21 protein-coding genes are annotated in these 23,360 nt (G+C 65.0%); 5 read left to right on the top strand and 16 right to left on the bottom strand.

The genetic code is table 11. From position 1 onward, the window contains the following. The first annotated feature begins 60 nt into the window (after positions 1–60). Positions 61–972, top strand: coding sequence for a 1,4-dihydroxy-2-naphthoate polyprenyltransferase (locus CE_RS02520; protein WP_011075000.1), 912 nt, complete (start codon positions 61–63; stop codon positions 970–972). A 26-nt stretch (positions 973–998) separates the two neighbouring features. Here the strand turns inward: CE_RS02520 and CE_RS02515 are convergent, their stop codons facing one another. Further along, entirely contained in the window at positions 999–1,319 is a 321-nt protein-coding gene (locus CE_RS02515) for a DUF4229 domain-containing protein (protein ID WP_231295174.1), read from the bottom strand. 118 nt (positions 1,320–1,437) lie between these two features. Here CE_RS02515 and CE_RS02510 point away from each other — a divergent pair, with 118 nt between their 5' ends. Together CE_RS02510 and CE_RS02505 are read left to right on the top strand one after the other, a co-directional pair. Continuing rightward, entirely contained in the window at positions 1,438–1,773 is a 336-nt protein-coding gene (locus CE_RS02510) for a hypothetical protein (protein ID WP_035110023.1), read from the top strand. An 89-nt stretch (positions 1,774–1,862) separates the two neighbouring features. Continuing rightward, the gene (locus CE_RS02505; protein ID WP_011074997.1) at positions 1,863–2,237 is read left to right on the top strand and encodes an ArsR/SmtB family transcription factor; all 375 of its coding nucleotides are present in this window, start codon (positions 1,863–1,865) and stop codon (positions 2,235–2,237) included. Positions 2,238–2,358: 121 nt separating this feature from the next. Here the strand turns inward: CE_RS02505 and ccsB are convergent, their stop codons facing one another. The 15 genes from ccsB to CE_RS02430 all read right to left on the bottom strand — a co-directional run bounded on the left by ccsB (position 2,359) and on the right by CE_RS02430 (position 20,702). After that, positions 2,359–3,420 (bottom strand): c-type cytochrome biogenesis protein CcsB, encoded by a 1,062-nt coding sequence (gene ccsB, locus CE_RS02500; protein ID WP_006770298.1) that lies wholly within the window; start codon positions 3,418–3,420, stop codon positions 2,359–2,361. Positions 3,421–3,594: 174 nt separating this feature from the next. After that, the gene (locus CE_RS02495) at positions 3,595–5,229 is read right to left on the bottom strand and encodes a cytochrome c biogenesis protein ResB (protein WP_006770299.1); all 1,635 of its coding nucleotides are present in this window, start codon (positions 5,227–5,229) and stop codon (positions 3,595–3,597) included. Between the two features lie 161 nt (positions 5,230–5,390). Further along, entirely contained in the window at positions 5,391–6,197 is an 807-nt protein-coding gene (locus tag CE_RS02490; RefSeq protein WP_006770301.1) for a cytochrome c biogenesis CcdA family protein, read from the bottom strand. A 1-nt stretch (position 6,198) separates the two neighbouring features. Continuing rightward, positions 6,199–6,822 carry a TlpA family protein disulfide reductase gene (locus CE_RS02485; RefSeq protein WP_006770302.1) on the bottom strand — a complete coding sequence of 208 codons (624 nt, stop codon included), beginning with the start codon at positions 6,820–6,822 and terminating at the stop codon, positions 6,199–6,201. 6 nt (positions 6,823–6,828) lie between these two features. Continuing rightward, positions 6,829–7,437: a histidine phosphatase family protein gene (locus tag CE_RS02480; protein ID WP_006770303.1), complete on the bottom strand. Its 609-nt coding sequence runs from the start codon at positions 7,435–7,437 to the stop codon at positions 6,829–6,831. Between the two features lie 69 nt (positions 7,438–7,506). After that, positions 7,507–8,835, bottom strand: coding sequence for a glutamate-1-semialdehyde 2,1-aminomutase (hemL, locus tag CE_RS02475; protein ID WP_006770304.1), 1,329 nt, complete (start codon positions 8,833–8,835; stop codon positions 7,507–7,509). A 49-nt stretch (positions 8,836–8,884) separates the two neighbouring features. After that, the gene (locus CE_RS02470; RefSeq protein ID WP_006770305.1) at positions 8,885–10,282 is read right to left on the bottom strand and encodes a protoporphyrinogen oxidase; all 1,398 of its coding nucleotides are present in this window, start codon (positions 10,280–10,282) and stop codon (positions 8,885–8,887) included. A 23-nt stretch (positions 10,283–10,305) separates the two neighbouring features. Next, a complete protein-coding gene (gene hemE / locus CE_RS02465) occupies positions 10,306–11,385 on the bottom strand; it encodes a uroporphyrinogen decarboxylase (protein ID WP_006770306.1) in 1,080 nt (359 codons plus the stop codon). 158 nt (positions 11,386–11,543) lie between these two features. Next, on the bottom strand, positions 11,544–14,216 hold the full coding sequence (locus CE_RS02460; RefSeq protein ID WP_173362590.1) for a heavy metal translocating P-type ATPase: 2,673 nt from the start codon (positions 14,214–14,216) through the stop codon (positions 11,544–11,546). Positions 14,217–14,374: 158 nt separating this feature from the next. Next, a complete protein-coding gene (locus CE_RS02455; protein ID WP_006770308.1) occupies positions 14,375–14,866 on the bottom strand; it encodes a hypothetical protein in 492 nt (163 codons plus the stop codon). A gap of 127 nt (positions 14,867–14,993) precedes the next feature. Beyond that, the gene (locus tag CE_RS02450; RefSeq protein WP_011074992.1) at positions 14,994–15,608 is read right to left on the bottom strand and encodes a hypothetical protein; all 615 of its coding nucleotides are present in this window, start codon (positions 15,606–15,608) and stop codon (positions 14,994–14,996) included. A gap of 22 nt (positions 15,609–15,630) precedes the next feature. Then, positions 15,631–16,650, bottom strand: coding sequence for a porphobilinogen synthase (gene hemB / locus CE_RS02445; RefSeq protein ID WP_011074991.1), 1,020 nt, complete (start codon positions 16,648–16,650; stop codon positions 15,631–15,633). A gap of 168 nt (positions 16,651–16,818) precedes the next feature. Further along, entirely contained in the window at positions 16,819–17,505 is a 687-nt protein-coding gene (locus tag CE_RS02440; RefSeq protein WP_011074990.1) for a hypothetical protein, read from the bottom strand. Between the two features lie 158 nt (positions 17,506–17,663). Continuing rightward, the gene (locus CE_RS02435; RefSeq protein ID WP_006770312.1) at positions 17,664–18,809 is read right to left on the bottom strand and encodes a calcium/sodium antiporter; all 1,146 of its coding nucleotides are present in this window, start codon (positions 18,807–18,809) and stop codon (positions 17,664–17,666) included. Between the two features lie 108 nt (positions 18,810–18,917). After that, complete coding sequence (locus tag CE_RS02430) at positions 18,918–20,702, bottom strand: uroporphyrinogen-III synthase (RefSeq protein ID WP_035110026.1); 1,785 nt, start codon at positions 20,700–20,702, stop codon at positions 18,918–18,920. A 677-nt stretch (positions 20,703–21,379) separates the two neighbouring features. Here CE_RS02430 and CE_RS02425 point away from each other — a divergent pair. Both CE_RS02425 and CE_RS02420 read left to right on the top strand, forming a co-directional pair. Continuing rightward, positions 21,380–22,147, top strand: coding sequence for a CPBP family intramembrane glutamic endopeptidase (locus CE_RS02425; RefSeq protein ID WP_006770314.1), 768 nt, complete (start codon positions 21,380–21,382; stop codon positions 22,145–22,147). A 108-nt stretch (positions 22,148–22,255) separates the two neighbouring features. After that, positions 22,256–23,341 carry an ABC transporter substrate-binding protein gene (locus tag CE_RS02420; protein ID WP_006770315.1) on the top strand — a complete coding sequence of 362 codons (1,086 nt, stop codon included), beginning with the start codon at positions 22,256–22,258 and terminating at the stop codon, positions 23,339–23,341. The last annotated feature ends 19 nt before the right edge of the window (positions 23,342–23,360 follow it).

Genomic DNA, 23,360 nt, shown 5'->3' with positions numbered 1-23,360 from the left:
TGTTTATGAACCGCCACCTGCGTTTAGACCACCACGCCCCGATGGGGAAAGATATGGGGCATGTCTTCGACCGCTGCTGATCATTCCCGTCCCACTCCCGCACAGTGGATGGCAGGTGCTCGCCCACGCACGTGGGCCAATGCCTTCGCCCCCGTCATCGCGGGTTCCGGTGTGGCCGCCCACCATGACGGTTTCGTGTGGTGGAAGGCCCTGCTGGCCCTGGTGGTTGCCTGGGCCCTGATCATCGGCGTCAACTACGCCAATGACTACTCCGACGGCATCAAGGGCACGGATGAGGACCGCACCGGCCCACTGCGCCTGACCGGTTCCGGGCTGGCTAAACCCGCCCATGTGAAACGGGCGGCGTTCCTCTCCTTCGGGGTGGCCGGTGTGGCCGGGCTCGTGCTCAGCCTCACCAGTGCGTGGTGGCTGGTGCTGATCGGGGTGCTCTGTGTCCTCGGTGCCTGGTTCTACACCGGCGGTTCCCGACCCTACGGATACATGGGCCTGGGTGAGGTGGCCGTGTTCATCTTCTTCGGCCTGGTGGCGGTGCTGGGCACCGAATTCACCCAGACCGGGTCGGCCAGCTGGGCCGGGCTGGCGGCCGCGGTGGGTGTCGGTGCGATCTCCGCGGGTGTGAACCTGGCCAACAACATCCGGGACATCCCCACCGATGCCGAGGCCGGCAAGATCACACTGGCCGTCCGGCTGGGTGATGCGGGTGCCCGCAGGCTCTACATGGTCCTGGTATCCATGCCGTTTCTCATGTCGCTAGTGCTGGGGTGGGTGGCCACCCCGTTTGCCCTCGCCGGGTTGCTGGTGGCCCCGCTGGTGATCACCGGTGCCCGCCCGGTGCTGCGCGGTGCGGTGGGACGGGAGCTCATCCCGGTCATCGGTTCCACCGGCCGGGGCATGGCGGTGTGGGCGGTGGTCACCGCCGTGGCACTCACCCTGGCGCAGGTGTTGGGCTAGCAGGTGTCGGGCTAGCAGGTGTTGGACTAGCGGTCAGCCAGTTCGCGCTGCACCCATTCCTTGTGGGCCTTGCGCTGGGCATCCCATTCGGCCAGGGCTGCGGAAGCGTTCATCCGCAGCTTGTCGAAGATGAGCATGGACAGCGGGAAGGCCACGATCAGCGCCAGCATCGCTGAGATCAACAGGGGCACCGGGGAGCTGATCAGCAGGGCGATGCCGTGGATGATGGCGGTGAGAACGACGACGAGGAGGATACGTGCGGCACCGTAGATGACCACGTTCTTCCGGGCGGTGCGCTGGACCTGCTGGTCGAGCTCGGGGGGCTGGATACTGATGGGCTCACTCACACCATTCACCCTACTCAACCCCCGCCGGGACTCACGAATGCGCAGAAGCAGACGGTTGTTACTTCGACAGGTGTTTTCCGTATTGTGGATATCAACAACATCAACCAGGAGGAGAACGGTGGGACGGCTTCTGTTAATACTGCTCATCATTGCGGCTGTAGTTCTGGTGTGGATGGCGTTCAAACCATCCACCTGGAAGCGCAATCAGCAGGTGGGAGCGGCCCAGGCACCCAAGCAGGTCAAGGGGCCGGATGATGATGAGGAATTCCTCTGGACCATCGAGAAGAACCGGTTCAAGCAACGCCGGGCCCAGGAAGAGGCGATGCGCGAGGAGGAGGAACGCCTCAAGCGCGCCCGCGAGCGGTACCGGAAACCCGGGGAGACCTCCGGGACCACATCAGAGGATGAATCCGGCACCCCGGATGGCGCTCCGGACACCAACGACAAGCAGTGACCAGCGGAAACGTAGGATAGCTTAGGCTTACCTGCCTAAAACGGAGGGTCAAGGGTCACGTTAAGTCACGCCCCATCTATATTTGTTTCATGACCTCTGCCGTACCCCCACCCTCCGCTGGCCGCAACCGGGAGACGACATACCCGACCTCCCCACCAGAACACCTCTCCAGCGACATCCTCCACCATGCTGAAAAAACCAGCATGTTCTTCAAATCGCTGGCCGACCCGACCCGCCTGTCGATCCTCTACCTCATCACCACCCACCCGGACGGCAGGGTCAGTTCCAACGCCCTCGCCCAGGCACTGGGTATCTCTGCTCCCACGGTGACCCACCACATGAAGAAGCTCGTCTCCGCGCGCCTGGTCACCCGCGAACAGGTGGGCAAATGGGCCTACCACTCCCTGCATCCGGACAACGCCGACACCGTGGCCAAGATCTTCGCTGCCGTGACGGCCGCCTGACCGAGACCCCCCTCTGGGGCGGTACCCACCGCGGCGGTGGGGCGTCGCAAAGCACGGTGCTTATCGACGCACAACAAACGGCCCGCAGGACACTTCCTGCGGGCCGAAGGTTTCGTGGGAGCTAGTTCAGTCCGGCGTAGGAGTGCAGACCGGAGACCACCATGTTGATGAAGAACAGGTTGAAGATCATGGTGACCAGTGCGACGACGTTGATCCACGCGGCCCTGGTATCGCGCCAGCCCACCGTGGCGCGGGCGTGGAGGTAACCGGCGTAGAGGATCCAGGTGATGAAGGAGACGGTCTCCTTCGGGTCCCAACCCCAGAAACGACCCCAGGCGGCTTCCGCCCAGATGGCGCCGAGGATGACGCCCAGACCGAAGATCGGCACGGTCCAGATGGCGGTCTTGTAGGCAAGGTTGTCCAGGGTCTTCGCTGACGGCAGCGGCTTGGCCACGGCACCGAAGAAGCCCTTCTCCCGGCCCTTCGGCTGCGCCATGCGTAGCAGGTACAGCAGGGAGGCGATACCGGAGACTATGCCGATGGACCCACCGATGGAGACGGTGGACACGTGGATCGGGAACCAGAAGGACTGCAGAGCCGGGACAACCGGTGCGGAATCGGCGTAGAGCTCGGTGCCACCGTAGAACAGCAGGGCGAGCATCGGGGTGATCACCCACGGCCACAGCACGCGCAGCTGCGGGCGCTGCAGCAGGAAGGCGGCACCGGTCATGGCGCCGAAGGTGACCACGAGGATGTACTCGTAGAGGTTTCCGAAGGGGAACCGGTCCGCGGACATACCACGCAGCACGATGGAAACCAGGTGCACGATCACACCCAGCCACACCAGGGTCTGGGTCATGTTCGCCAGTTTGCGGGCGCTGGCCTGGCGGGCCTCCAACGCCTCATCGGTCACCAGACCGTCATTGATGTCCGCCGCACCGGGCAGATCATGGTCGTCGTTGAAGTGGTCGCGGTCGAGGTCGTCGACGGCGCCGACGGCACCGGTCGCCCCGGCACCCGTGCCCACCAGTTCCTTCACCCGTGAGGCCTCGCGGCGGGCGTCGATGACACCCTGGATCTTCACGTAGTAGACCAGTGAGAGGATCAGGGCCAGTGCGTAGATGATGAAGGCGCTGGCGAAAGCGGTATCCGAGAAGGTTGCATAGGTCTGATTGACCGGCATGGATTCATCCACCCTATTCGTTGGAAATCATGGGATTTTATTGACACCCTACCCCCTTGCGCTGGCGGAAACTAATGCGAAACCAATGGGAGAATCATGTTCCGTCAGGCGGTGGCAGGGTTGGTGATCGGCCTGTTTCAGGCCCGTTGACTACGGTCGGGGAACAACTGTCTGCTAGTCACGGTCGGTGTCATCGAAGTAGACCTCCTCGTCCTCGTCCCGGGCCTCAAGACCGAGCAGTTCACGGTGGAAGTCCTCGTACTCGGCACCCCAGCCGGCGCGGTCGGTGCGGGCCAGGCCACCGGTCTCCACGCGGGTGGTGCCATCGGGCTGCGGGTACATGCGCACCCAGATGCGACGGCGACGCACGGTGAGGGAACCGACCAGGGCTCCCAGGGAGATCATCGTGGTCACCAGCACCCAGTTCTGGGTGGGGTCGCGGCTGACCTGGTAGTTGGCGAACTCGGAGGCACCGTCGAAGGTGATCTCCGTACCATCATCCAGGGTGACGGTGTCCCCCACCTGGAGGTTGACACGTTCGATCTTCTGCAGCTGTCCACTGTGCATCAGGGAGGGGTCCAGGGTGAACAGCTGCTGGCCACGGCCGGTGTCCAGACCGTTGTCACCGCGGTAGATGTCAATGGCCACGGCCGGGTCACGCATCGCCGGGTAGGAGGAGGTGAGCAGTTCATCGTTCTCGCCGCCCCACTCGGCGGTCGGGGCGAACAGTCCCTGGATGGCCAGCTGGTTCTGGCGGCGGTCATAGAGATCCGGGTACAGGCCGGCCGGGGGGTCGAAACGCATGGCACCGGAGGACAGGAAGAAGGTCAGGTCATCCGGGCGCCACTGCACGGTCTGGGTACGGGTCTCACCGTTGGGCCAGGTGACTGTGAAGGTCGGTGCGAAACCGTGACCCTGGAGGTAGACACGGTCACCCTCGACGCGCAGGGGATGATTGACGCGCAGCTCATAATCGGTCCAGGTCTCCGGATCGTTGAAGATGTCATCGCCGACCGCGTAGGAGATGTTCGAGCGGAACATCTCGGCCTGGCCGCTGGGTAGGTAATCGGCGCTGAAGTCGTGGGCCTCGAAACAGAAGGTGGTCAGGCCGGTGCCGTCGAAGTTGGCACCCGCCCGGAAGGAGTCGAAGTTGGCGGTGGCGGTGTTGCAGAACACCGAGTCCTGGGAATGCTGTTCACCGTCGGTGACCACGATGACCATGCCCTCGTAGTAGAACAACCGGCCCAGACCGGCGGTGAGGATCATGCCCACGATACCCAGGTGGAACACGAGGTTGAAGAACTCACGGATATAGCCCTTCTCCGCGGAGATCGAGCGGGCTCCGGCGCGGTCCTCCTCGGCGGTGAAGGTGTTGGTCCGCCAGCCCTTGAGCAGGCGCAGGGCCTTGGCCTCCACCTCGTCGACGGACTTGGTGACCACCCCGGTGCCGTGGTGCTGCAGTCGGGCGAGGTTGCGCGGTGCGCGGACCACCGGGGTCTTCATCGCCTTGTAGTGCTCGAAGGAGCGCGGCAGGATGCAGCCGACCAGGGAGATCAGCAGCAGCACATAGATGGCGGTGAACCAGGTGGAGGAGAAGACGTCGAAAAGCTGCAGGCGGTCGTAGAACTCCGCGAGGCGCCCGTTGTTCTCGATGTACTCGATCACGTTGGATTCGTTGAGGGACCGCTGTGGCAGCAGGGCACCCGGGATGGCCGCGATCGCCAGCAGGAACAGCAATGCCAGTGCGGTACGCATGCTGGTCAGCCAGTTCCAGGATTTCCGCGCGTAGACCTTCACGGTTTTAAGCATTGTCGTTGCCGGTTCTCTTCCTGTGGTTCAAACGGGGTATGAAAGGTTATTCAGTTATCTGCATGAGCGTCCGGGGCGGGCCGGAGCGCGCGCCCGGGTGGTGCTTCACGACGCCGGTGGCTGGGCCTTCACCCCGACCCCGGGTGGTTCCACCATCACCATCAGATGATGGTGGCACCGTACTCCACGGTCCACTGGCGCACCCAGTTGATGAAGATGGCCCAGGATCCGGACAGCAGTGCCACACCGACGAGGATGAGCATGACACCACCGAAGATCTGGATCTGGCGGGAGTGTTTGCGCAGCCAGTCCACACCGGTGATCGCACGCGAGGACCCCAGGGCGATGAGCAGGAACGGCAGGCCCAGACCCAGGCAGTACCCGAGGATGAGGATCACACCACGCAGGGCGGTCATGCCCTCGGTGCCGGCGGAGACGGAGATGATTGCCGCCAGGGTCGGCCCCAGGCACGGTGTCCACCCCAGGGCGAAGACACCGCCGAGCAGCGGGGCACCCACCCAGGTGGTCCAACGTTTCGGTGCCATGCGGGTGTCCCGCTGCAGGGCGGGCACCATGCCCATGAACACCAGTCCCATGAGGATGGTGATCACACCACCGACACGCATGAGGGTCTCGGCGTTGAGGGTGAGCATGCTGATCGCCCCGAAGACGGTGACGGTGGCCAGGACGAACACCACGGTGAACCCGAGGATGAACAACAGGGCCGCGGTGCCCACCTGGAGGCGTTTGGTTTTGACCATCGTGCCGCCGGAGGTGTACTCCACATCCCCGCCGACCACGCCGGCGAGGTAGGAGATGTACCCGGGGACCAGGGGCACCACACACGGGCTGGCGAAGGAGACGAGGCCGGCGGCCAGGGCGGCGAGGATACCCAGGAGCAGGGGGCCGGAACCGACGATGTCGGCGAACTGCTGGCCTATCCCCTGTGCCAGAATGATCTCATCCATCTCAGGCCTCCTCAACCAGCGGCAGGGCCACGTCGAGGATCTCATCGGCGGTGATCTCACGGAGGAACACCGCGGCGGGGCGGTGCTGTTTGTCCAGGACGATGGTGGTGGGGATGACCGAGGCCGGCACGCCACCGAGCTGGGCGGCGGTCATGAACGGTGGGTCGTAGATGCTCGGGAAGGTCAGGCCGTTGTCCACCGTGAAGTCCTGGGCGATCTCCCGGGAGTAGTCACGGACGTTGATGCCCAGGACGGTACCACCCGGGGTGGAACCATCACCGGCAGCCTGGAGCTGTTCGTGGATCTCCTGCAGGTCATCGGATTCCGAGCGGCACGGCGCGCACCACTGGCCCCAGGCATTGAGGACAACCACCTGGTTCTCATAGTCGGTGAGGTTGATCCGGGTGTTCTCATCCATCAGGGAGTCACCGCTGATCTGCTCAAGCGGTTGGCGTTCACCCTCCTCATAGAAGATGTCCATCTGCCCGCCCGGTGAATGGAACTGGAAGGTGCCACCCGCAGCCACCGCGTTGGTTCCCGCGGTGTCCTCGGCACTGCAGGCCACCAGGGTGGTGGACCCGAGCATGATGGCGACGAGGGTGGCTGCGATTTTCCTGACACGCATGGTTGATCAGAGCTCCTGTGCTGGTTCGGTGTAGTGGACGTCCACGATCTGGTCGTCCTGGAACACCAGTGAGGTGACGGAGGCCAGATCACACTGGCGTCTGGCCGGGTTGTGCCACAGCCGCTGGCCGCGGGCAGCACGCTGGATGCAGACAATCGGCAGCTGGTGGCTGACCAGGATCGCCTCGCGGCCCTCGGCGGCCTCGCGGGCACGGTCGACGGCCTTCATCACACGCGCGGCGATATCCACATAGTGCTCACCCCAGCTGGGCTGCAGCGGGTTGTACATCAGCTGCCAGCGCACGGGGTTGAACAGCTGGGAACGCCATCCCCGGGTGCGCAGACCCTCGAAGCGGTTGCCGGCCTCCAGCAGGTCATCATCGGTGTGGAGTTCCAGACCGGTGACCTCCACGAAGGGTTCGGCGGTCTCCTGCACACGCTGGAGCGGGGAGGCTGCGAGGTAGGCCACATCGTGGTCGGCGAAGGAGGCTGCGGTGGTCGCGGCCTGTTTCCGTCCGCGTTCGGAGAGTGAGTATCCGGGCATGCGACCGTAGAGGATCTTCTCGGGGTTGTGTACCTCGCCGTGGCGGACGAGGTGGACAATCGTGGAGCTCATGACACCTTAGGGTTCAGGGTGGGTACGGTGCGCGGGTGGCACCGTACCGCAAAGGGGGTTTTCCGGTTGTTATGCGGTGGCAGCTGCGGCCGCGCGGGCAGCAGGAACCAGGGCATCGTCGATCTTCTGGAAATCATCGTCCGTCAGGGCCGAGGACACAAACCAGGTCTCGAACACACTCGGTGGGGCGTAGACGCCGTGATCGAGCAGTGCGTGGAAGAACGGTGCGAACCGGAAGGTGTCGGCGTTCTTCATGTCGGTGAAGTTGTGCCCCTCCCCCTCGGCGAACCGGATGGACAGCATGTTGGAGGCGCGCTGGATGTGGTGCGCCACACCCTCGCGGGTGAGCGCGTCGGAGATCAGGCCGTGCAGGCGGTCGGCGTTGGCGTCGATGGTGCGGTAGACCTCCTCGGTCGCAGCGCTTAACGACGCCCGGCCCGCCGCCACAGCCACCGGATTACCGGACAGGGTGCCGGCCTGGTAGACGGGACCCTGCGGGGCCAGCATGTTCATGATCTCGGCGCGACCACCGAAGGCGGCGGCCGGCAGACCGCCGGAGACGACCTTGCCGAAGGTGACCAGGTCGGCGCGGACCTTGTCCACACCGAACCAGCCGCGGTAGGAGGTGCGGAAACCGGTCATGACCTCATCGAGGATGAGCAGTGCGCCGTCGGCATGCGCGATGGCCAGCAGGTGCTCATTGAAGTGGTCCTGCGGTGCGACGGTGCCCATGTTGCCGGCGGCCGCCTCGGAGATGATGCAGGCGATCTGGCCGGGGAACTCGGCGAAGGCGGCGCGCACGGCCTCGATGTCGTTGTAGGGCACCACGATGGTGTCGCGGGTCTGCGCACCGGTGATACCCGGGGAGTCCGGCAGGGCGAAGGTGGCCACACCGGAACCGGCGGAGGCCAGCAGGGAATCCACGTGACCGTGGTAGCAGCCGTCGAACTTCAGGATCTTGGGGCGCTGCGTGTAACCGCGGGCCAGGCGGACCGCGGACATGGTGGCCTCGGTGCCGGAGTTGACCAGGCGGACCTCCTCCACGGAGGTGCGGTTGATGATGTCCTGCGCCAGTTCCACCTCACCGATGGTGGGGGCACCGAAGGACAGGCCGTCGACGATGGTTTTCTGCACCGCCTCCAGCACGGCCGGGTGGGCGTGTCCCATGAGCATGGGGCCCCAGGAGCAGACCAGGTCGACGTACTCGTTGCCGTCGACGTCGATGAGGGTGGAGCCATGTGCCCGGTCGATGAACCGGGCCTGACCACCGACGGAGCCGAAGGCCCGCACCGGCGAATTCACACCTCCCGGGGTGAACATCTTGGCTTTTTCAAACCACTCGATGGAACGGGAGACGTTGGCGGAAGTACCCGACGGGGAAGCAGACATATCAACCATTGTATTGATTCAACCTCACAAACCAATCCTGCGGATTAACGGGGGAAACCTATGCATCGAGCAGTCGTTCGACTGCAGCCTTCGCATCGGCGATGACGGCGGGCACTCCCACACCGGAAGCCCAAGCTCCAATGGCTTCCAGACCCTTAACCTGGGAAATCTCTGTGCGTGCCCGGGCGACGGTGGCGATGTGGTCAACACCATAGTTCGGCAGACCCCCGAACCACCGTTGGACGAAGATCTCGGACAGGCCGGCGGCGCGACCGTCGAAACCGGTGATGGTCTGGAGATCATCCAGGGCCGCATCCACCAGGTTGTCCTCATCCATGCGGGCGGTGGCCTCGTCGCCAAGCCGTCCGAAGGACGCGCGCACCAGCGCGCCACCCCGTTCGCCCAGGTGGGGCCACTTCTTCGAGGAGAAGGTGAATGCCTTGGCGGTGATGGCCGGCTCCCCGCTGGCCACCAGCACGCCGGAGACATCCGGCAGCCCCTCGGCGGAGTCAAAGCGCATGCCGACCACCGCGGAGGAGGCCAGCTGGATGGTCTTGAGGTGCTCGGTGGCACCCGGTGCGACCTCCCGCAGCAGGACCGCCGCGGTGGGGGCGGGTACGGCGAGGATCACCCGGTCATAGGTGCCCTCTCCCCCACCCTTGATCTGGAAACCGCCGCCGTTGACCTGGGTGATGCCGGAGACAAAGGTGTCGAGGTGGATGTCGGCACCGCACTGATCGGCCAGGGCCTCATAGAGTTCGGCATAACCACCGCGGAAGGTCTGGAACACCGGGGTGGTCTCGGAGTTCTTCCGCGCCTCGGCGCGTTCAGTCTCCACGAGTTTCACCGCACCACTCAGGGTGACGGGCTCACCGGACTCCGCCAGGCGGTCGAGTGCCTCGGCCAGGGCCGGGACGGTTGCCCGGATGCCCAGGTCGTCGGCTGAGGAGGAGTACACCCCACCCAGCAGCGCGGAGACCAGCACATCGGCGACCTCATCGGAGTACCTGGCGCGCACCAGCGCGCCCACGGAGGCGTCCCCGCCGACCTGCCAGTCGACTGGGGCGGTGCCGGCTTCAGCGTCGATAAGCGTCCGGGTCTCCTCGGAGAGGATCTCCTCCAGGCCCGCGGAGGAGGACGGGATGCCCATGACACCGCCGCGCGGCATGGGGCGCAGGCGCCCACCGGCATAGATCTGCGAGCGGGCGCCCGACGGGGTCACCAGTGAATCGCCGAGGCCGAGTTCATGGAAGAGCTCGGTGGCATCGGCGCGGGTGGCCAGGTAGGCCTCCGCACCCATGTCGGTGGGGCCGGATGCGAACGGGACGGTGAAGAGTTTGCCACCGATGCGTTCACCCGCCTCCAGGACATCGATGTGGGTATCCGGTTCGGCCTTGTGGATCTCATAGGCGGCGGTCAGGCCAGCGAGACCCGCGCCGATGATGGCGATGCGCATGTGTGAAAACCCCTCGTGATCGTCTAGGAAGCGTGGATGATGGAGACAGCCTCGGTGATGTTCTCCGCCACGGTGTTCGGCAGGACACCATGACCCAGGTTGAAGATATGGCCGGTGGCGTTGCCCGCGGCGATCGCGGCGGCGGCCTCCCCCTTGATGCGGTTGATCTCACGGGTCAGGGGTTCGGTGCCCGCGAACAGCAGCGCCGGATCCAGGTTGCCCTGCAGCACCTTCGGACCGGACACCGCGGCAATGCGCTCAGCTGCCTTGTCCAACGGTACGCGCCAGTCCACGCCCATGACCTCGGAGCCTGCGCGGCTCATCGCGCCGAGCAGCTCACCGGTGCCCACACCGAAGTGGATGCGTGGCAGCTGGTACTGTTCGACCTCCTGAAGGATCCGGGTGGAATACGGCAGGACATGCTCGGTGTAGTCACGTTCGGTGAGGAAACCGGCCCAGGAATCGAACAGCTGCATGGCGTCGATGCCGGCATCGATCTGGGTTTTCAGGAAGTTGACCACGGTGGGTACCAGGCGTTCCATCAGCGCGTGCCAGGTCTCCGGCTCGGCGTGGATCATGGCCTTGGTGCGCTCGTGGTTCTTGGAGGGCCCGCCCTCAACCAGGTAGCTGGCCAGGGTGAAGGGGGCACCGGCGAAACCGATGAGGGCCTGGGTGTCGGTCAGTTCATCAAGGATGATGGAGATACCCTTGGACACCTCGGTGACCTCGTGGTCGAGGATGGGCAGGTTGTCGATATCCGCCCGGGTGCGCACCGGCTGGTCCATGACCGGACCGCGGCCCGGGACGATCTCCACACCCACGCCCGCCGCACGCAGGGGGACGACGATATCGGAGAACAGGATCGCGGCATCGACATCATGACGGCGCACCGGCTGCATGGTGATCTCGGCGAGCAGTTCCGGCATGAAGCAGGAATCCAGCATGCTGATGCCCTCACGGACCTTGAGGTACTCGGGCAGGGAACGTCCCGCCTGTCGCATGAACCACACCGGGGTGCGGGTGGGGGTCTTGCCGTGGGCGGCATCGAGGAGGGGGGCGTTGTTCAGGACACGACGCGTTGCGGGGATCAACTGAGAAGACATGGTTTCAATAGTGCCCCATCCCCCCAAATTTGGGAAAAGAAGCCACACCTTATGTTGATGGCGGGTGTCCACCTAAGGGTGGAGGTGGGGATGACCGGGGCGGGCAGGGGCGGGACAGGCGGGGGCGGGCAGTGGCGGGCGGGTCAACCGGCGCCGGTTCAGAACCGGCGGGCCCACCCGGAGCGCCATTCGATCACCACGGTGGAGGCCAGCATGAGGACCGTGGCGGCCATCGGGTGCAGCACCCCGGCCATGGCCGCCACCACCGTCACCACGTTATATCCCCAGGCCAGGAGGATGTTTCCGTTCATCAGACGGACGTACCGGCGGGCCAGCAGGAAGAGCCGGGGCACGGAGCTGACCTCCCGGCGCAGCAGGATGACATCGGCGGCCGGGTCATCGGAATCATCGCGGATCTCCGCCGGGTCATCCACATCCATGAGTATGCCCACATCCGCCACCCGCAGGGTGTCCAGGACGGAGCTGTCCCCCACCATCGCCACCGTGGAACCGCGGGTGTGGATGGCGCGCACCGCCTGCGGTTTCTTCCCCGGCGCGATACCCGCCAGGACATGGGAGATGCCGAGCCCGTCGGCGAAACGACGCGCGACGGGGTAGGTGTCGCGGCTCAGCATGACGGTTTCCACACCGAGGTCCTCCAGGTCGGTGATCGCATCCTGGGCGTCGGGGCGTTCCTGATCATGCAGGGTGATCACACCCCGGTCCCGGCCCTTCCACCGCACAATGAGCGGGGCACCGCCGGAGATCGCCGCCGCGGCGAGGCGCGGGCTGAGTTGGGAACGGACCTCCGTCATGGAGCTGGGGCGCCACAGCAGTGCGTCCACTGCGCGGAGCCGGACCACCCCGTCGGAGTCGCGGAGGGGCACCTCGACGGTGCCGTGGAAGGAGCCCTCCTCGGTGATGTCGACGGTGCCCACCTCGATCCAGTGGGGGATGTCCTCACCGCCGGCGCCGGTGTCGCGGGCTTCACGGGCCGCGCGGACCAGCGCCTGGGAGACCGGGTGGTCGGATTCCATGGCCAGGGCGCCGGCGACGCGGAGCACCAGTTCCGGGTCCTCGCCCGTGTCCGCGGTGACGGTCTCGACGTTCATCACCCCGTCGGTGAGGGTGCCCAGGCGGTTGAAGATCACCGTGTCCACATCATCGATGATGCGCAGTGTCTCACCGGAGCTGACCAGGATGCCGCGGCGTGCGGCGGCCTCCACGGAGTTCCTGGTGGCCAGGGTGGTGGACAGCGCGAGGGACATGGGCCCCACACCTGCGAGGATGGACAGGGCGGTGAGGAAGGCGGCGTTGATATTTCCGCTGATCAGCGCCCACAGGATGAAATCCCCGACCGCGAGGATGAGCGCCACCGGGACGAGGGTGGCTGCGGACCGCAGGGCCGCCCTGTTGTGCCGGTTTTCCTTGACGGTGGCTTCCCGCACCCACCGCGACACCGCGGCGATGCGGGTGCGGTGGCCGGTGCGCACCACGCGGACCTTGATCTCGCGTTCCAGGTTCAGGCCCCCGGCGAAGACCTTGTCCTGGACCTTCACCGTGCGCTGGTCATGTCCCATGATGATGCTCGCGCCGATGCGGGTGCCACCGCCGATGACCACCCCGTCCACCGGGATCACCGACCCGGGTGCCACGATCACATCATCATTGACGCGGACCTCCTGCAGGGGGATCTGCAATTCCGCGGGCTTGCGGGTCAGTTTATGTTTGCGGACCACGGTCACCGGTTGCTGCGGATCGATCTGGAGACGTTCCAACTCCGCGAGCAGGCTGGACTGGGCGGTGCGACGTGACAGGAGCCGGCCGCCGAGCAGGAGCACGGTGATGCCACAGGCCACGTCGAAGAACACCTCACTCTCGGAGTGCACACCGTAGTTGAAGGCGAACCAGGTCAGGCTGGAACGCCACCCCGGGTCACCGGCTGGGGTGAAGATGAGCATGGCTGAGGACCACGCATAGGCCGCCAGCACCGCCACGGAACTGGTGGCATCCAGTGCCGACAGACCACGACGCACCCCTCCGGCCGCCGCCCGGTGGAAGGGCCAGGCACCCCAGGTGACCACGGGCAGCGACACCGCGGCCGTCACCCACTGCCAGTAGTCGAACTGCAGTGACGGGGTGGAGGAGATCACCAGTGCAAACAGAGCCAGCGGCAGGGACAGCCAGAAACGCCGTGGGGTGATCAGTGCGCGGGCGGTGAACAGGACATCACCGGTGGCCCCGACATCCCCGGCCGGGCTACTGCCCCGCCTGCGGGAGAGGAACCCTGCCTCCCGGGCGCGGAGCACCTGGTTTTTCTCCTCCCGGGCATGCTGGCGCACCCGGGGGCTGATCCGACGTGAATCACCCCGGTTGCGGCTGCGTTCCAGTCGTTTCTCATGGCTGTGCTCCCCAGCCAACCGGTGGGACCGGCGGATGAGGGAGGAGGCGGTGAGGTGGGCGGTGACCCCGAAGCGCTCAAAGACCCGGATCAACCGCTCGGGGTCCTCGTCCTCGTTGGCGGAGATCCAGGCGGTGGCCGAGGGGTAGACGATGGTGGCCGCCACACCCGGGATCTCCTCGAGCGCCTGCTCAATGGGGATCAGTGAGGGGGCTCCGTCGAGGTTCTCCAATTCGAAGGCCAGCGATACCTTCCGGGCCGGGACCTGCTCCTCCTCATCCTCCGGGGTGTGCCGTTCGGCATCCACCCCGACACCTGCCCTGCGGGCGGCGGACCTGGCCAGGGTGATCGCCTCGAAGACGGAGGTGTCCAGGTCCCGGTCCCCGTCGGCCTGAGACGCACGGGGGTGATCATCTGACTGCTCACTCAGCTGATCCGGGTTGCGGTCCTGCTCAGTCACTGGGCATTCCTTTCCTGAGGAACGACGCAGGTGAGGGGGAGGGAGGGAAACCTGCTGCCCAAAGTATAGGGCCGTATGTGTCCCTCATTACAGGCACACCGGCGCTGCGGGCTTGTCGACGACCAAACCTACCCGCGCATCTGCCTGGTGCGGTGGTTCTGGGCGACCAGCTCGTTGACATCCGGGCGGAACAACAGCAGGCAGCCGGCGGCGAGCAGCAGCGCTATGAGGGCCAGTGAGGGACCCCCGGCGCGGGTGACAAAGGACAGCAGATCCACCAGCATCACCAGCAGCGCGATGGCCAGCAGCAGCCGACGGATGTTCTTGCCACTGCGGGGTACCTGGGAGATCAGGGCAGCGATGACGATGCCGGCCAGTCCATTGACCAGGCCGATGAATTTCTGGTTGTTCACCACCACCTCCTGTGACTCCGCATCGGTGTCGGTGGGGCCGGTGTACCCGGCGGTGTAGAGCACCAGCCCGGTGAGGACCATGAGAATGGCCGCCCCGATGAAGAAGGCGAACGCCCATTTGAGGGAGGGGGGAATGCCCGTGCCGTCATTGGGTTTCCGGGGACGGCGGTTGGCGTCATCGCCACCGGATGCGGGGGTCGGGAACATGGTGGGCACGGTGGACTCCAATGGTGGTGCGGAAGAACACGGGGTCAGGAATGAAGTTCGGGTGGATGTGGTCTCGGGGAGTATACGGGGTGTAACCAACCGCCGCCGACCGTCGTGCTGACAAGAACTACTTGAGCAGCTTCCTGCCCTCGGGTGGGCCGAGCCACGCCAGGGCCTCCGGCCTCCGTGCCAGCAGATAGGCGAGGACACCGGCGACCGCGGCAAGGATCTGGATGGAGCCGTCGACGGCGAACAGGGCAATGGGGACATCACCGGTGGGACTGGCCAGGAAGAGGAACAGCGCCCGGAGGGCGAAGAACAGACTGAAGATCATCAGCAGCATCAACGCGGTGGGCAGGCGTTTGCCCCGTTTGTTGACGATCAGGATCATCCAGGCCAACACCCCGACGATGATCATGTTGAGCAGGCCGACGAGCAGCGTGGCGGCGGTGACCGATGCGTTGAGCACCACATCGGAGACCCCCTCCGCCGCGTCCTGGCGCCGGGCCGCCGCACGCATCGCGGTGGGATCAAGCAGCCCCATGACCACGTTGAGGATCTGGTGGAGCAGTTCCAGTCCCACCATCGCCGACCACAGGATCAACATCTGGCGGACAGTCTCCGGTTTGTCCCCACCGGGTGTGGTGGTGCCGGGTTGGCCGCTGCCCTCCCCCTGTATCCCGGCAGGTGTGGACCCGGGGCGTTGTGGTGGCGTGGTGTGGTGTCTACTCGGCGTGCTCATAGGGTTTCCAGTTTAGCGGGTGTCAGCGGTTGTTCAGCTTCCGTGCCGCCTCGGTGGCGAAGTAGGTGAGGATCTGGTTCGCGCCGGCGCGTTTGATGGAGATCAGCGATTCCATCATCACCGCTTCGGTGTCCACCCAGCCGTTGCGTCCGGCGGCCTGGATCATGGCGTATTCACCGGAGACCTGGTAGGCGGCCACCGGCACGGGCGAGATCTCAGCGACGCGGGTGAGCACATCCAGGTACGGCAGGGCGGGCTTGACCATGACGAAGTCCGCGCCCTCGGCGATGTCCAGTTCCACCTCGAGCAGGGATTCCCGCAGGTTGGCGGGATCCTGCTGGTAGGTGCGGCGATCGCCCTGCAGGGAGGACCCCACGGCCTCACGGAAGGGACCGAAGAAGGCGGAGGCGTACTTGGCGGAGTAGGCCATGATGGCCACGTCCTGGAAACCCTCGGCATCCAGGGCGGACCGGATGGCGGCGATCTGGCCGTCCATCATGCCCGAGGGGCTGACGATGTGGGCACCGGCGCGGGCCTGCGCCACGGCCATCTGCTGGTAGAGGGGCAGGGTGGCGTCATTGTCCACCACGGCCGCACCGTGACGGTCGGTGGTGACCACGCCGCAGTGGCCGTGGTCGGTGAACTCATCCAGGCACGTGTCGGCCATGACCAGGACATCATCGCCGAACTCCTTCCGCACCGCGGCCAGCCCCCGGTTGAGCACGCCCTCCGGGTTCCAGGCCTGGGAGCCGTCGGCGTCCTTGTCTGCGTCGACAGGCACGCCGAACAGGTCGACGCAGCGCACCCCGGCGTCGAGCGCCTCGTGCACGGCGCGCAGCAGGGAATCCTCGGTGTGCTGGTGGACACCGGGCATGGAGGTGATCTCGCGGGGTTCGGTGATGCCGTCGGCGAGGAACATCGGCAGGATCAGATCCGCCGGGCGCAGGGTGGTCTCGGCGGCCAGTTCCCGCATCGCCGGGTTGGCGCGCAGACGACGGGGACGGCGGATCAGGTGGTGGCTGTAATCAGAGGGCGTGGACACGGGTGCGGGCCTTTCTCAGCGGATACGTGTGCAGGTTGCACTCAATCATAGGTCGACGGGTGGACACCAACGCCCACCCTGCAGATAACCTCCCTCATCCGCTCACCGGGTGCGTCATCTCCACCGGTGTGGTCTATTCCTCGGTACAGGTTGTCTGGTTGCTCTGGGCTACTGTTCACCTGACTCCTCCCGATCCTGAAGGAAGAAAGCACCCAGGGAACCTGCCAGGGTGGCGAACACCGCCACGGAGTACACGGCCAGTATCAGGTGCAGCAGCTTGGCAAAGGGATCGTCGGTGGTCACCCCGGTGCCGGTGATCGTGGTCAGGGCTGCTTCATACAGTGCTGTGGTGTAGTCCGTCTCCGACCCCATCACGTAGAGCAGCTGACTGGCGGCCAGGATGACAACCACGGTGACCGACACCAACCAACCGATCCGGTTCGACAACAACCGTCCTGCAGACCGGGAACCACGCACCCCGGCGGAGAGAATACCCCCAACCCGGGCCGCCCGGGTGATCCGCGCCAGTCGCAGAGCCCGGATTGCCTGTAATGCCCGGATGAACCGTAGGAACGGCAGCAGCAGGAAGATAACCTGCCACCAGTTGCGTCGCCAGAATTCTGCCTGGAAACCAGCGATATAGGCGCGCAACGCAAACTCGGCGACGAACAGCGCCCAGAACACCCACCCGGTGATGTTCAGGATGCGCACCCACCCCGGTTCGGTAACAAGGAGCTGGCCCAGCACCACGAAGAGGAAGACCAAACCGAGAAACCCCATCGGCCGGTCCAACCGGGTCGCCAGGATCTCGGCAGCCTCCACGCGCGCAATCCGCGATGACCATCGGCGGCTCACGATATTTCGACCTCCAAAAAATGGGCGACTCTCCCGCCGGGTGGTCCGGGCTCAGACCGTCCGGGGGCAGAAGCGGTGATTCTGGGCCGAACCTACCATTCCGGGTACAGGTAGCAGCCTCAGCACGTCTGGTGTTTACTCCTGCTTCACACCCAGGCTCACGACGGGGTTGCACGTGTGAGGTCTCTTCTTCCCTTCCGTAGACCGATCTCATAGGAGGTGAAGGCGATCAGAGTGACGATGAGCAGCGGGAGGACAAAGCCCGCCATCGCGGTGGTAAACCCCTCCAGGGCATCGTGCTCAGTAGCTGCAAGGACAAGATAACCAGTGTAGGCGAGATACAGTCCGAGAAAAACTGCCCCCTCCCACCGCGCAACGATAAATCCGGTGAAGACAACGGGCAACAGGGCCGCTGCTGTGGCCAGCATCACCGGAAGGTCAAAGGCTATGGCTGCACTGGACACCGGGATGCCATCGAGCGAAATCATAGCCGGCAGCCCCAGCACCACTCCGATGTTGAAGATGTTGCTGCCCACGATATTTCCCACGGCGATGTCCCGTTCACCACGGCGGACCGCGGTAATGGAGGTGACCAGTTCAGGTAACGAGGTACCGATGGCCACGACGGTCAACCCGACAACGAGACTACTGATGCCCAACCCGGTGGCAATGTTGACCGCTCCGTCAACCAGGAGGGTGGCCCCGCCCACCAGCAGTGCGATCCCGACCACAATGAGCAGGAGAGATCTGAAAGTGGATATGGCAGGTGGCTTTTCGTCTTCGTCCCCGGTGTCGGTGTCGGAGGCGGAGGAAACGGCGGCGGATTCCGTGGCACCGACCGGTGGCCGTGCTTTGCGACGGCTGGCGATAATCGTCCACACCGTATGCGCGACGACCACGCTGAGCAGGATCAGACCATCGACCGCGCTGATGACCCCATCGAGGGCCATCACGAGCAACCCGGCCGATAGAGCGACCATGACGGGAATATCGAACCGTACCAGCCCGCGTGTGACGACCAGGGGGAGGATCAGGGCGGAGAGCCCGAGAATAAGCAGGATGTTGACGATATTGCTACCGACGACATTTCCCACAGCCAAACCGGGTTCACCCTGCCAGACGGCGCCGATGGTGATTGCCAGTTCCGGCGCGGATGTGGCTGCTGACACCACGGTCAGTCCGACCACCAGGGAGGAGATTCCCACCCGACGGGCAAGCACTGACGCTCCGCGCACCAGTAGCTCACCGCCCACAACCAACAACAGGAGCCCGGCGATAATGCGTCCCACATCCAATAATCCCATGACCCGGAGTGTACCGAGATCACGGGTTCATCGGCACCGTGGAAGGCCAGCGTGATGTGCGCCAGGTGGGGTGGGTTTCACCGGGTCGCTTCGTGAAACGACGCTTCCTTAAGACGCTTTACGACGCCGCCGCTTCTTCCTCGGAGGCGGCAGCTCACCCTTCGCACGGAGGTCGGCGACGTGATCAGCCAGAGCGTCGACCAGGTCGGGGACCTCGGCGATCTCTGGCATGACATCCACCCGCAGGCCCAGTTCGCGGGCGGTGTCCGCGGTCATCGGGCCGATGCAGGCGATGATGGTGCGCGGGTGGGGCTTGCCGGCGATGCCGACGAGGTTGCGCACGGTGGAGGATGAAGTGAAGCACACCGCATCGAAACCACCGGTTTTGATCATGTCGCGGATGTCGGCGCTCGGGGGCGCGGCCCGGACGGTCCGGTAGGCGACCACGTCGTCGACTTCCCAGCCGAGGGCGACCAGCCCGTCGACAAGCACGTCCGTTGCGATGTCCGCACGTGGCAGCAGGACGCGACCGACCGGGTCGAGCTCCTCGATGTATTCGGGGAAGACGTCGACGATGCCCTGGGCGTTCTGGCGGTTGCGTGGTGGCAGCAGCTCGGGGGTGATGCCCAGTGCGCGGATCTCGGCGGCGGTCTTCTCCCCCACCGCGGCGATGCGCACACCGGCGAAGGAGCGGGAATCCAGGCCGAATTCGGTGATCATGTCCCAGACGGCGCGCACGGCGTTGACGCTGGTGAGCACGACCCACTGGTAACGGCCCTCGACGATGCCCTTGATGGCGCGTTCCATCTGCGCCGGGTTGCGTGGCGGCTCCACGGAGATCGTCGGGACCTCCTGCGGGATGGCACCGTGGCTGGCCAGGCGCGCGCTCATGGCGGCGGCCTGGGGCTTGGCGCGGGGGACGAGCACACGCCAGCCGTAGAGGGCGCGGTTCTCCCACCAGGAGTACTTCTCCCGGTCGCTGACACCCTCACCGAGGGTGACCACGAGCGGGCCGGGCAGCTCCGCGTCGAGCTTGGCCAGGGCACCGAGGGTGGTGTCATAGGTGCGCTGCATGCGTGTGGTGCCGTTGACGGTGACCGATACCGGCAACTCCAGAGGCAGATCGCGGGTTTTCAGCTCCGTGGCGATGGTGGCCAGGTTCTCGGCGCGGGCCTGCAGCACCAGGGGCTGTGGGGCGCTGGCCAGCTGGTCCCAGTCGACATCCTCGCCGCTGACATCGGTTTCGGTGTAGGTCGAGCCAAGGGCGATGCCCGCGAAGGCGGGGACGGTGCCGGGCAGGGACATGCCGGGCACCACCTGGAAGCTCATGCCGGCCTCGGACACGGCAGTGATCTCGGCCAGGGTGCTGTCGCTGCTCAGCGGGTTGCCGGTGACCAGGCGGATGACATCGCCGCCCTTGGCCAGCTGCTCGGCCAGGATGCGGGCGATCTCCTCCGGGTCGGCGTGGTCGACCTCGATGATCTCGGCTGCGGTCGGGGGCGCGGGACGTGGTGGCTTACGACGCGCACCGCCCTCCTTCGCCTCGGCGCACAGCCGTTCGTATTCCTCCTCGGCGGCCTTGAGCTTGTCCTCCGGGACGGGGAGCTCAGCGGCGACGAAATCCCGCACGCTGGACAGCACCTGGGCATCGGTGACGGCACGGACGGTTTTGCCCAGGACCTCGCGGGCACGGACAGTCAACAGATCCGGGTTGCCGGGGCCCGCCCCCACAAAGATGACCTTGCCTGGAATCAGCTCTTCACACGGCACCTCATGGGGTACCAGTGACACAAGCCTGCGTGCAACGTGCGTTTCAACCCCGGTGGTCTCGGGAACCTGGCTGGTTCCGATCCCCCTGGTATCAGCCATCTCGGCCTTCTCGGCGATAGTCATCAATATCTTTTCTAGTTCTTGTCCCGGACAAAACCCGTACCCATCACCAGACGGCACCAACCACCCGACTACAATCAGCATCAAGCTCTCATGCATATCGGACGGCCCAGCCGCGGTGGATGATGGGCACTGACCATGCCCGGATGGGGACGTAACTGGTCGGCGCACAAATTCACGCCCTGTCAAGCCGGGCGGCTCCCACTGGGATCCGCAACCGATGTGGTCAAAAGCGACCACCCGCTTGAGGGGCGTTCACCGTGTGGTATATACACGATAATTCAGTGTGCCCGTTTTACGAAAACGGTATGTTTTCCCTGTCGAATATCATGCTGTTGGCCAACTCACAGCACCGCCCCATTCCATGGGACAAAAAGCGAAGCTGCGTTCCATAAAACCGCCGGAAAACAGTGATCCGGGCAGCTCATCCCCGTGATCCACCATTCAGGGGCGGGCCCGCCCAGACCGGGATTCCGCGTACCGAAGACGGCACACCCTGTATCCACCCCTCCCCCGTTACCGCACCTGCAATCCGCCGTGCCGTGGCTCGAAACGGACATCACAGCCCGATGTGTCCCACCCCATACCCACAGCTGTTCCGCTACCCCGGTGCTCCCGATAGTGTTTGAGGTAGGAAGCCACCACAACAGGCACAACAATATAAGGACCGTGATGGGCGCATGGCACGCTTATTCGAGACGAACCGGATGCGGCATTTCTACGTGTGGTTGGCGGTGTTCCTCCTGGTCAATATCATCGCGGTCAATATCGGTATCAACATCGGGCTCGATGCGCACACCGCGGTGGTCATCCCCCTGGCGGTCCTCACCATCGTCCTGCTGACCCATCTCATCCGTTCCGGCATTGCACCCCGGATCGGTCTGGGCACACCCGCGCGGGTTCCGGCTGCCCGCATGTGGTTCTACCTGCCGTTGTGGTTGCTGGTGGCGTGGCCGCTGGCGCAGGGGCTGCGCACCGATCTCACCCTGATGCTGCTCATCGCCATCATCGGGCACTTCATCGCCATCGGCATCCTGGAGGAGGTCCTGTTCCGTGGTCTGCTCTTCCGGGCCCTGCTCGATGAGGGCAAACCGGTGCGGGCGGTGATCATCTCCACCCTGACCTTCGGCGTCGGCCATGCCTTCAGTCTCCTGATCGGACAGGGACTGACCGACACGGTATTCCAGATCATCAATGCCACCGTCGTGGGATTCATTTTCACCATGATCGTCTACCTCACCCGCAGTCTGCATGTGGTCATCGCAGCCCACATCCTCTACAACATCATGGCCACGGTGACCGTGACCTCGGAAGGATATACCCTCCTGTTCGCGGGCCTGGTGGTGGCGGTGATCTATGGTGCCTGGTTGCTGCATCTCGCCGGGGTGTGGCCCCGGGTCCGGAGCCGCCGGCCAGGACCCGCGGGAGTAGTCACCGCGCTACCCTAGACAGGTGCCCACATTCACCGAGCGCAAGTCGCCCGGGCATGTCATGATGGGGTTTTGTCGGCACGCACATCCGGTGCCGGCAGGTTCTTCATCCCGAAAGGCACTTCCATGTCCCAGCGCATGTTCACCCGTCGTACCGCCACCACTGTCCTGGCGCTTGGTGCGTCCGCGGCTCTCCTCGTGGGTTGCTCCGAACCGGAAGCCGAGGACACCGGAGACGACACCACCGCAACCGGCACCGCCGGCACCACCTCCGAGCAGGCATCGTCTGCGGAGCAGGTGACCATCACCGTCTACACCTCCGAGCCGGAGGAGAAGGTCGATGAGATCAACGCGGCGTTCATGGAGGCCAACCCGGATATCAAGGTGGAGGTCTACCGCGCCGGCACCGGTGACCTGAATGCGCGCATCGCCGCGGAGAAGGCCTCCGGATCGATCGAGGCGGATGTCCTGTGGGCCGCCGATGCCCCGACCTTCGAGTCCTACGCCGAGGCCGGTGACCTCGCCGAGCTGGAGAACGTCGATTCCTCCGACGTGATCGAGGAGGCCCGCGATGAGGAGAACTTCTACGTGGGCACCCGCATCATCCCCACCGTCATCGCCTACAACACCTCCATTGTCGATGAGGCGGACCTGCCCCAGTCCTGGGCTGACCTGACCGACCCGAAGTACGCCGACATGCTGGTCATGCCGGATCCCGCTGTGTCCGGTGCGGCCGCCTTCAACGCCTCGGTGTGGAAGAACGACCCGGCCCTGGGTGAGGAGTGGATCAACGCCCTCGGTGAGAACAACCCGATGATCGCCCAGTCCAACGGCCCGACCTCCCAGGAGATCGCCAGCGGTGGCCGTCCGATCGGTGTCGTGGTGGACTACCTGGTCCGTGACCTGGCTGCCGCCGGTTCCCCGATCGCCACCATCTACGCCGAGGAGGGCTCCCCCTACATCACCGAGCCGGCCGGTGTCTTCGCCGACTCTGAGCAGAAGGAAGCCGCCGAGCGCTACATCAACTTCCTCATCTCCGTCGAGGGTCAGGAACTGGCCGTGGAGCAGGCCTACCTGCCGGTCCGTGAGGATGTCGGCACCCCGGAGGGCACCCCTGAGCTCTCCGAGATCGCCCTGATGACCCCTGATCTGGAGGTTGTCACCGCGGATAAGGACGCCGCGGTCGAGGTGTTCCAGAACGCAATGAACTAACCTGCGTCTACTGTTTCAC

The organism is Corynebacterium efficiens YS-314 (assembly GCF_000011305.1).
Taxonomy (GTDB): Bacteria; Actinomycetota; Actinomycetes; order Mycobacteriales; family Mycobacteriaceae; genus Corynebacterium; species Corynebacterium efficiens.
This window is presented reverse-complemented; position numbering and strand designations above follow the sequence as displayed.

Coding starts and splice junctions, on each gene's coding strand:
- CE_RS02520 (WP_011075000.1), top strand. CDS start 61: ATGTCTTCGACCGCTGCTGATCATTCCCGTCCCACTCCCGCACAGTGG.
- CE_RS02455 (WP_006770308.1), bottom strand. CDS start 14,866: ATGTTCCCGACCCCCGCATCCGGTGGCGATGACGCCAACCGCCGTCCC.
- CE_RS02495 (WP_006770299.1), bottom strand. CDS start 5,229: ATGCTTAAAACCGTGAAGGTCTACGCGCGGAAATCCTGGAACTGGCTG.
- hemL (WP_006770304.1), bottom strand. CDS start 8,835: ATGGTTGATATGTCTGCTTCCCCGTCGGGTACTTCCGCCAACGTCTCC.
- CE_RS02485 (WP_006770302.1), bottom strand. CDS start 6,822: ATGCGTGTCAGGAAAATCGCAGCCACCCTCGTCGCCATCATGCTCGGG.
- hemE (WP_006770306.1), bottom strand. CDS start 11,385: ATGTCTTCTCAGTTGATCCCCGCAACGCGTCGTGTCCTGAACAACGCC.
- ccsB (WP_006770298.1), bottom strand. CDS start 3,420: ATGCCGGTCAATCAGACCTATGCAACCTTCTCGGATACCGCTTTCGCC.
- CE_RS02435 (WP_006770312.1), bottom strand. CDS start 18,809: ATGGGATTATTGGATGTGGGACGCATTATCGCCGGGCTCCTGTTGTTG.
- CE_RS02425 (WP_006770314.1), top strand. CDS start 21,380: ATGGCACGCTTATTCGAGACGAACCGGATGCGGCATTTCTACGTGTGG.
- CE_RS02490 (WP_006770301.1), bottom strand. CDS start 6,197: ATGGATGAGATCATTCTGGCACAGGGGATAGGCCAGCAGTTCGCCGAC.
- CE_RS02505 (WP_011074997.1), top strand. CDS start 1,863: ATGACCTCTGCCGTACCCCCACCCTCCGCTGGCCGCAACCGGGAGACG.
- CE_RS02450 (WP_011074992.1), bottom strand. CDS start 15,608: ATGAGCACGCCGAGTAGACACCACACCACGCCACCACAACGCCCCGGG.
- CE_RS02470 (WP_006770305.1), bottom strand. CDS start 10,282: ATGCGCATCGCCATCATCGGCGCGGGTCTCGCTGGCCTGACCGCCGCC.
- CE_RS02480 (WP_006770303.1), bottom strand. CDS start 7,437: ATGAGCTCCACGATTGTCCACCTCGTCCGCCACGGCGAGGTACACAAC.
- CE_RS02420 (WP_006770315.1), top strand. CDS start 22,256: ATGTCCCAGCGCATGTTCACCCGTCGTACCGCCACCACTGTCCTGGCG.
- CE_RS02430 (WP_035110026.1), bottom strand. CDS start 20,702: ATGACTATCGCCGAGAAGGCCGAGATGGCTGATACCAGGGGGATCGGA.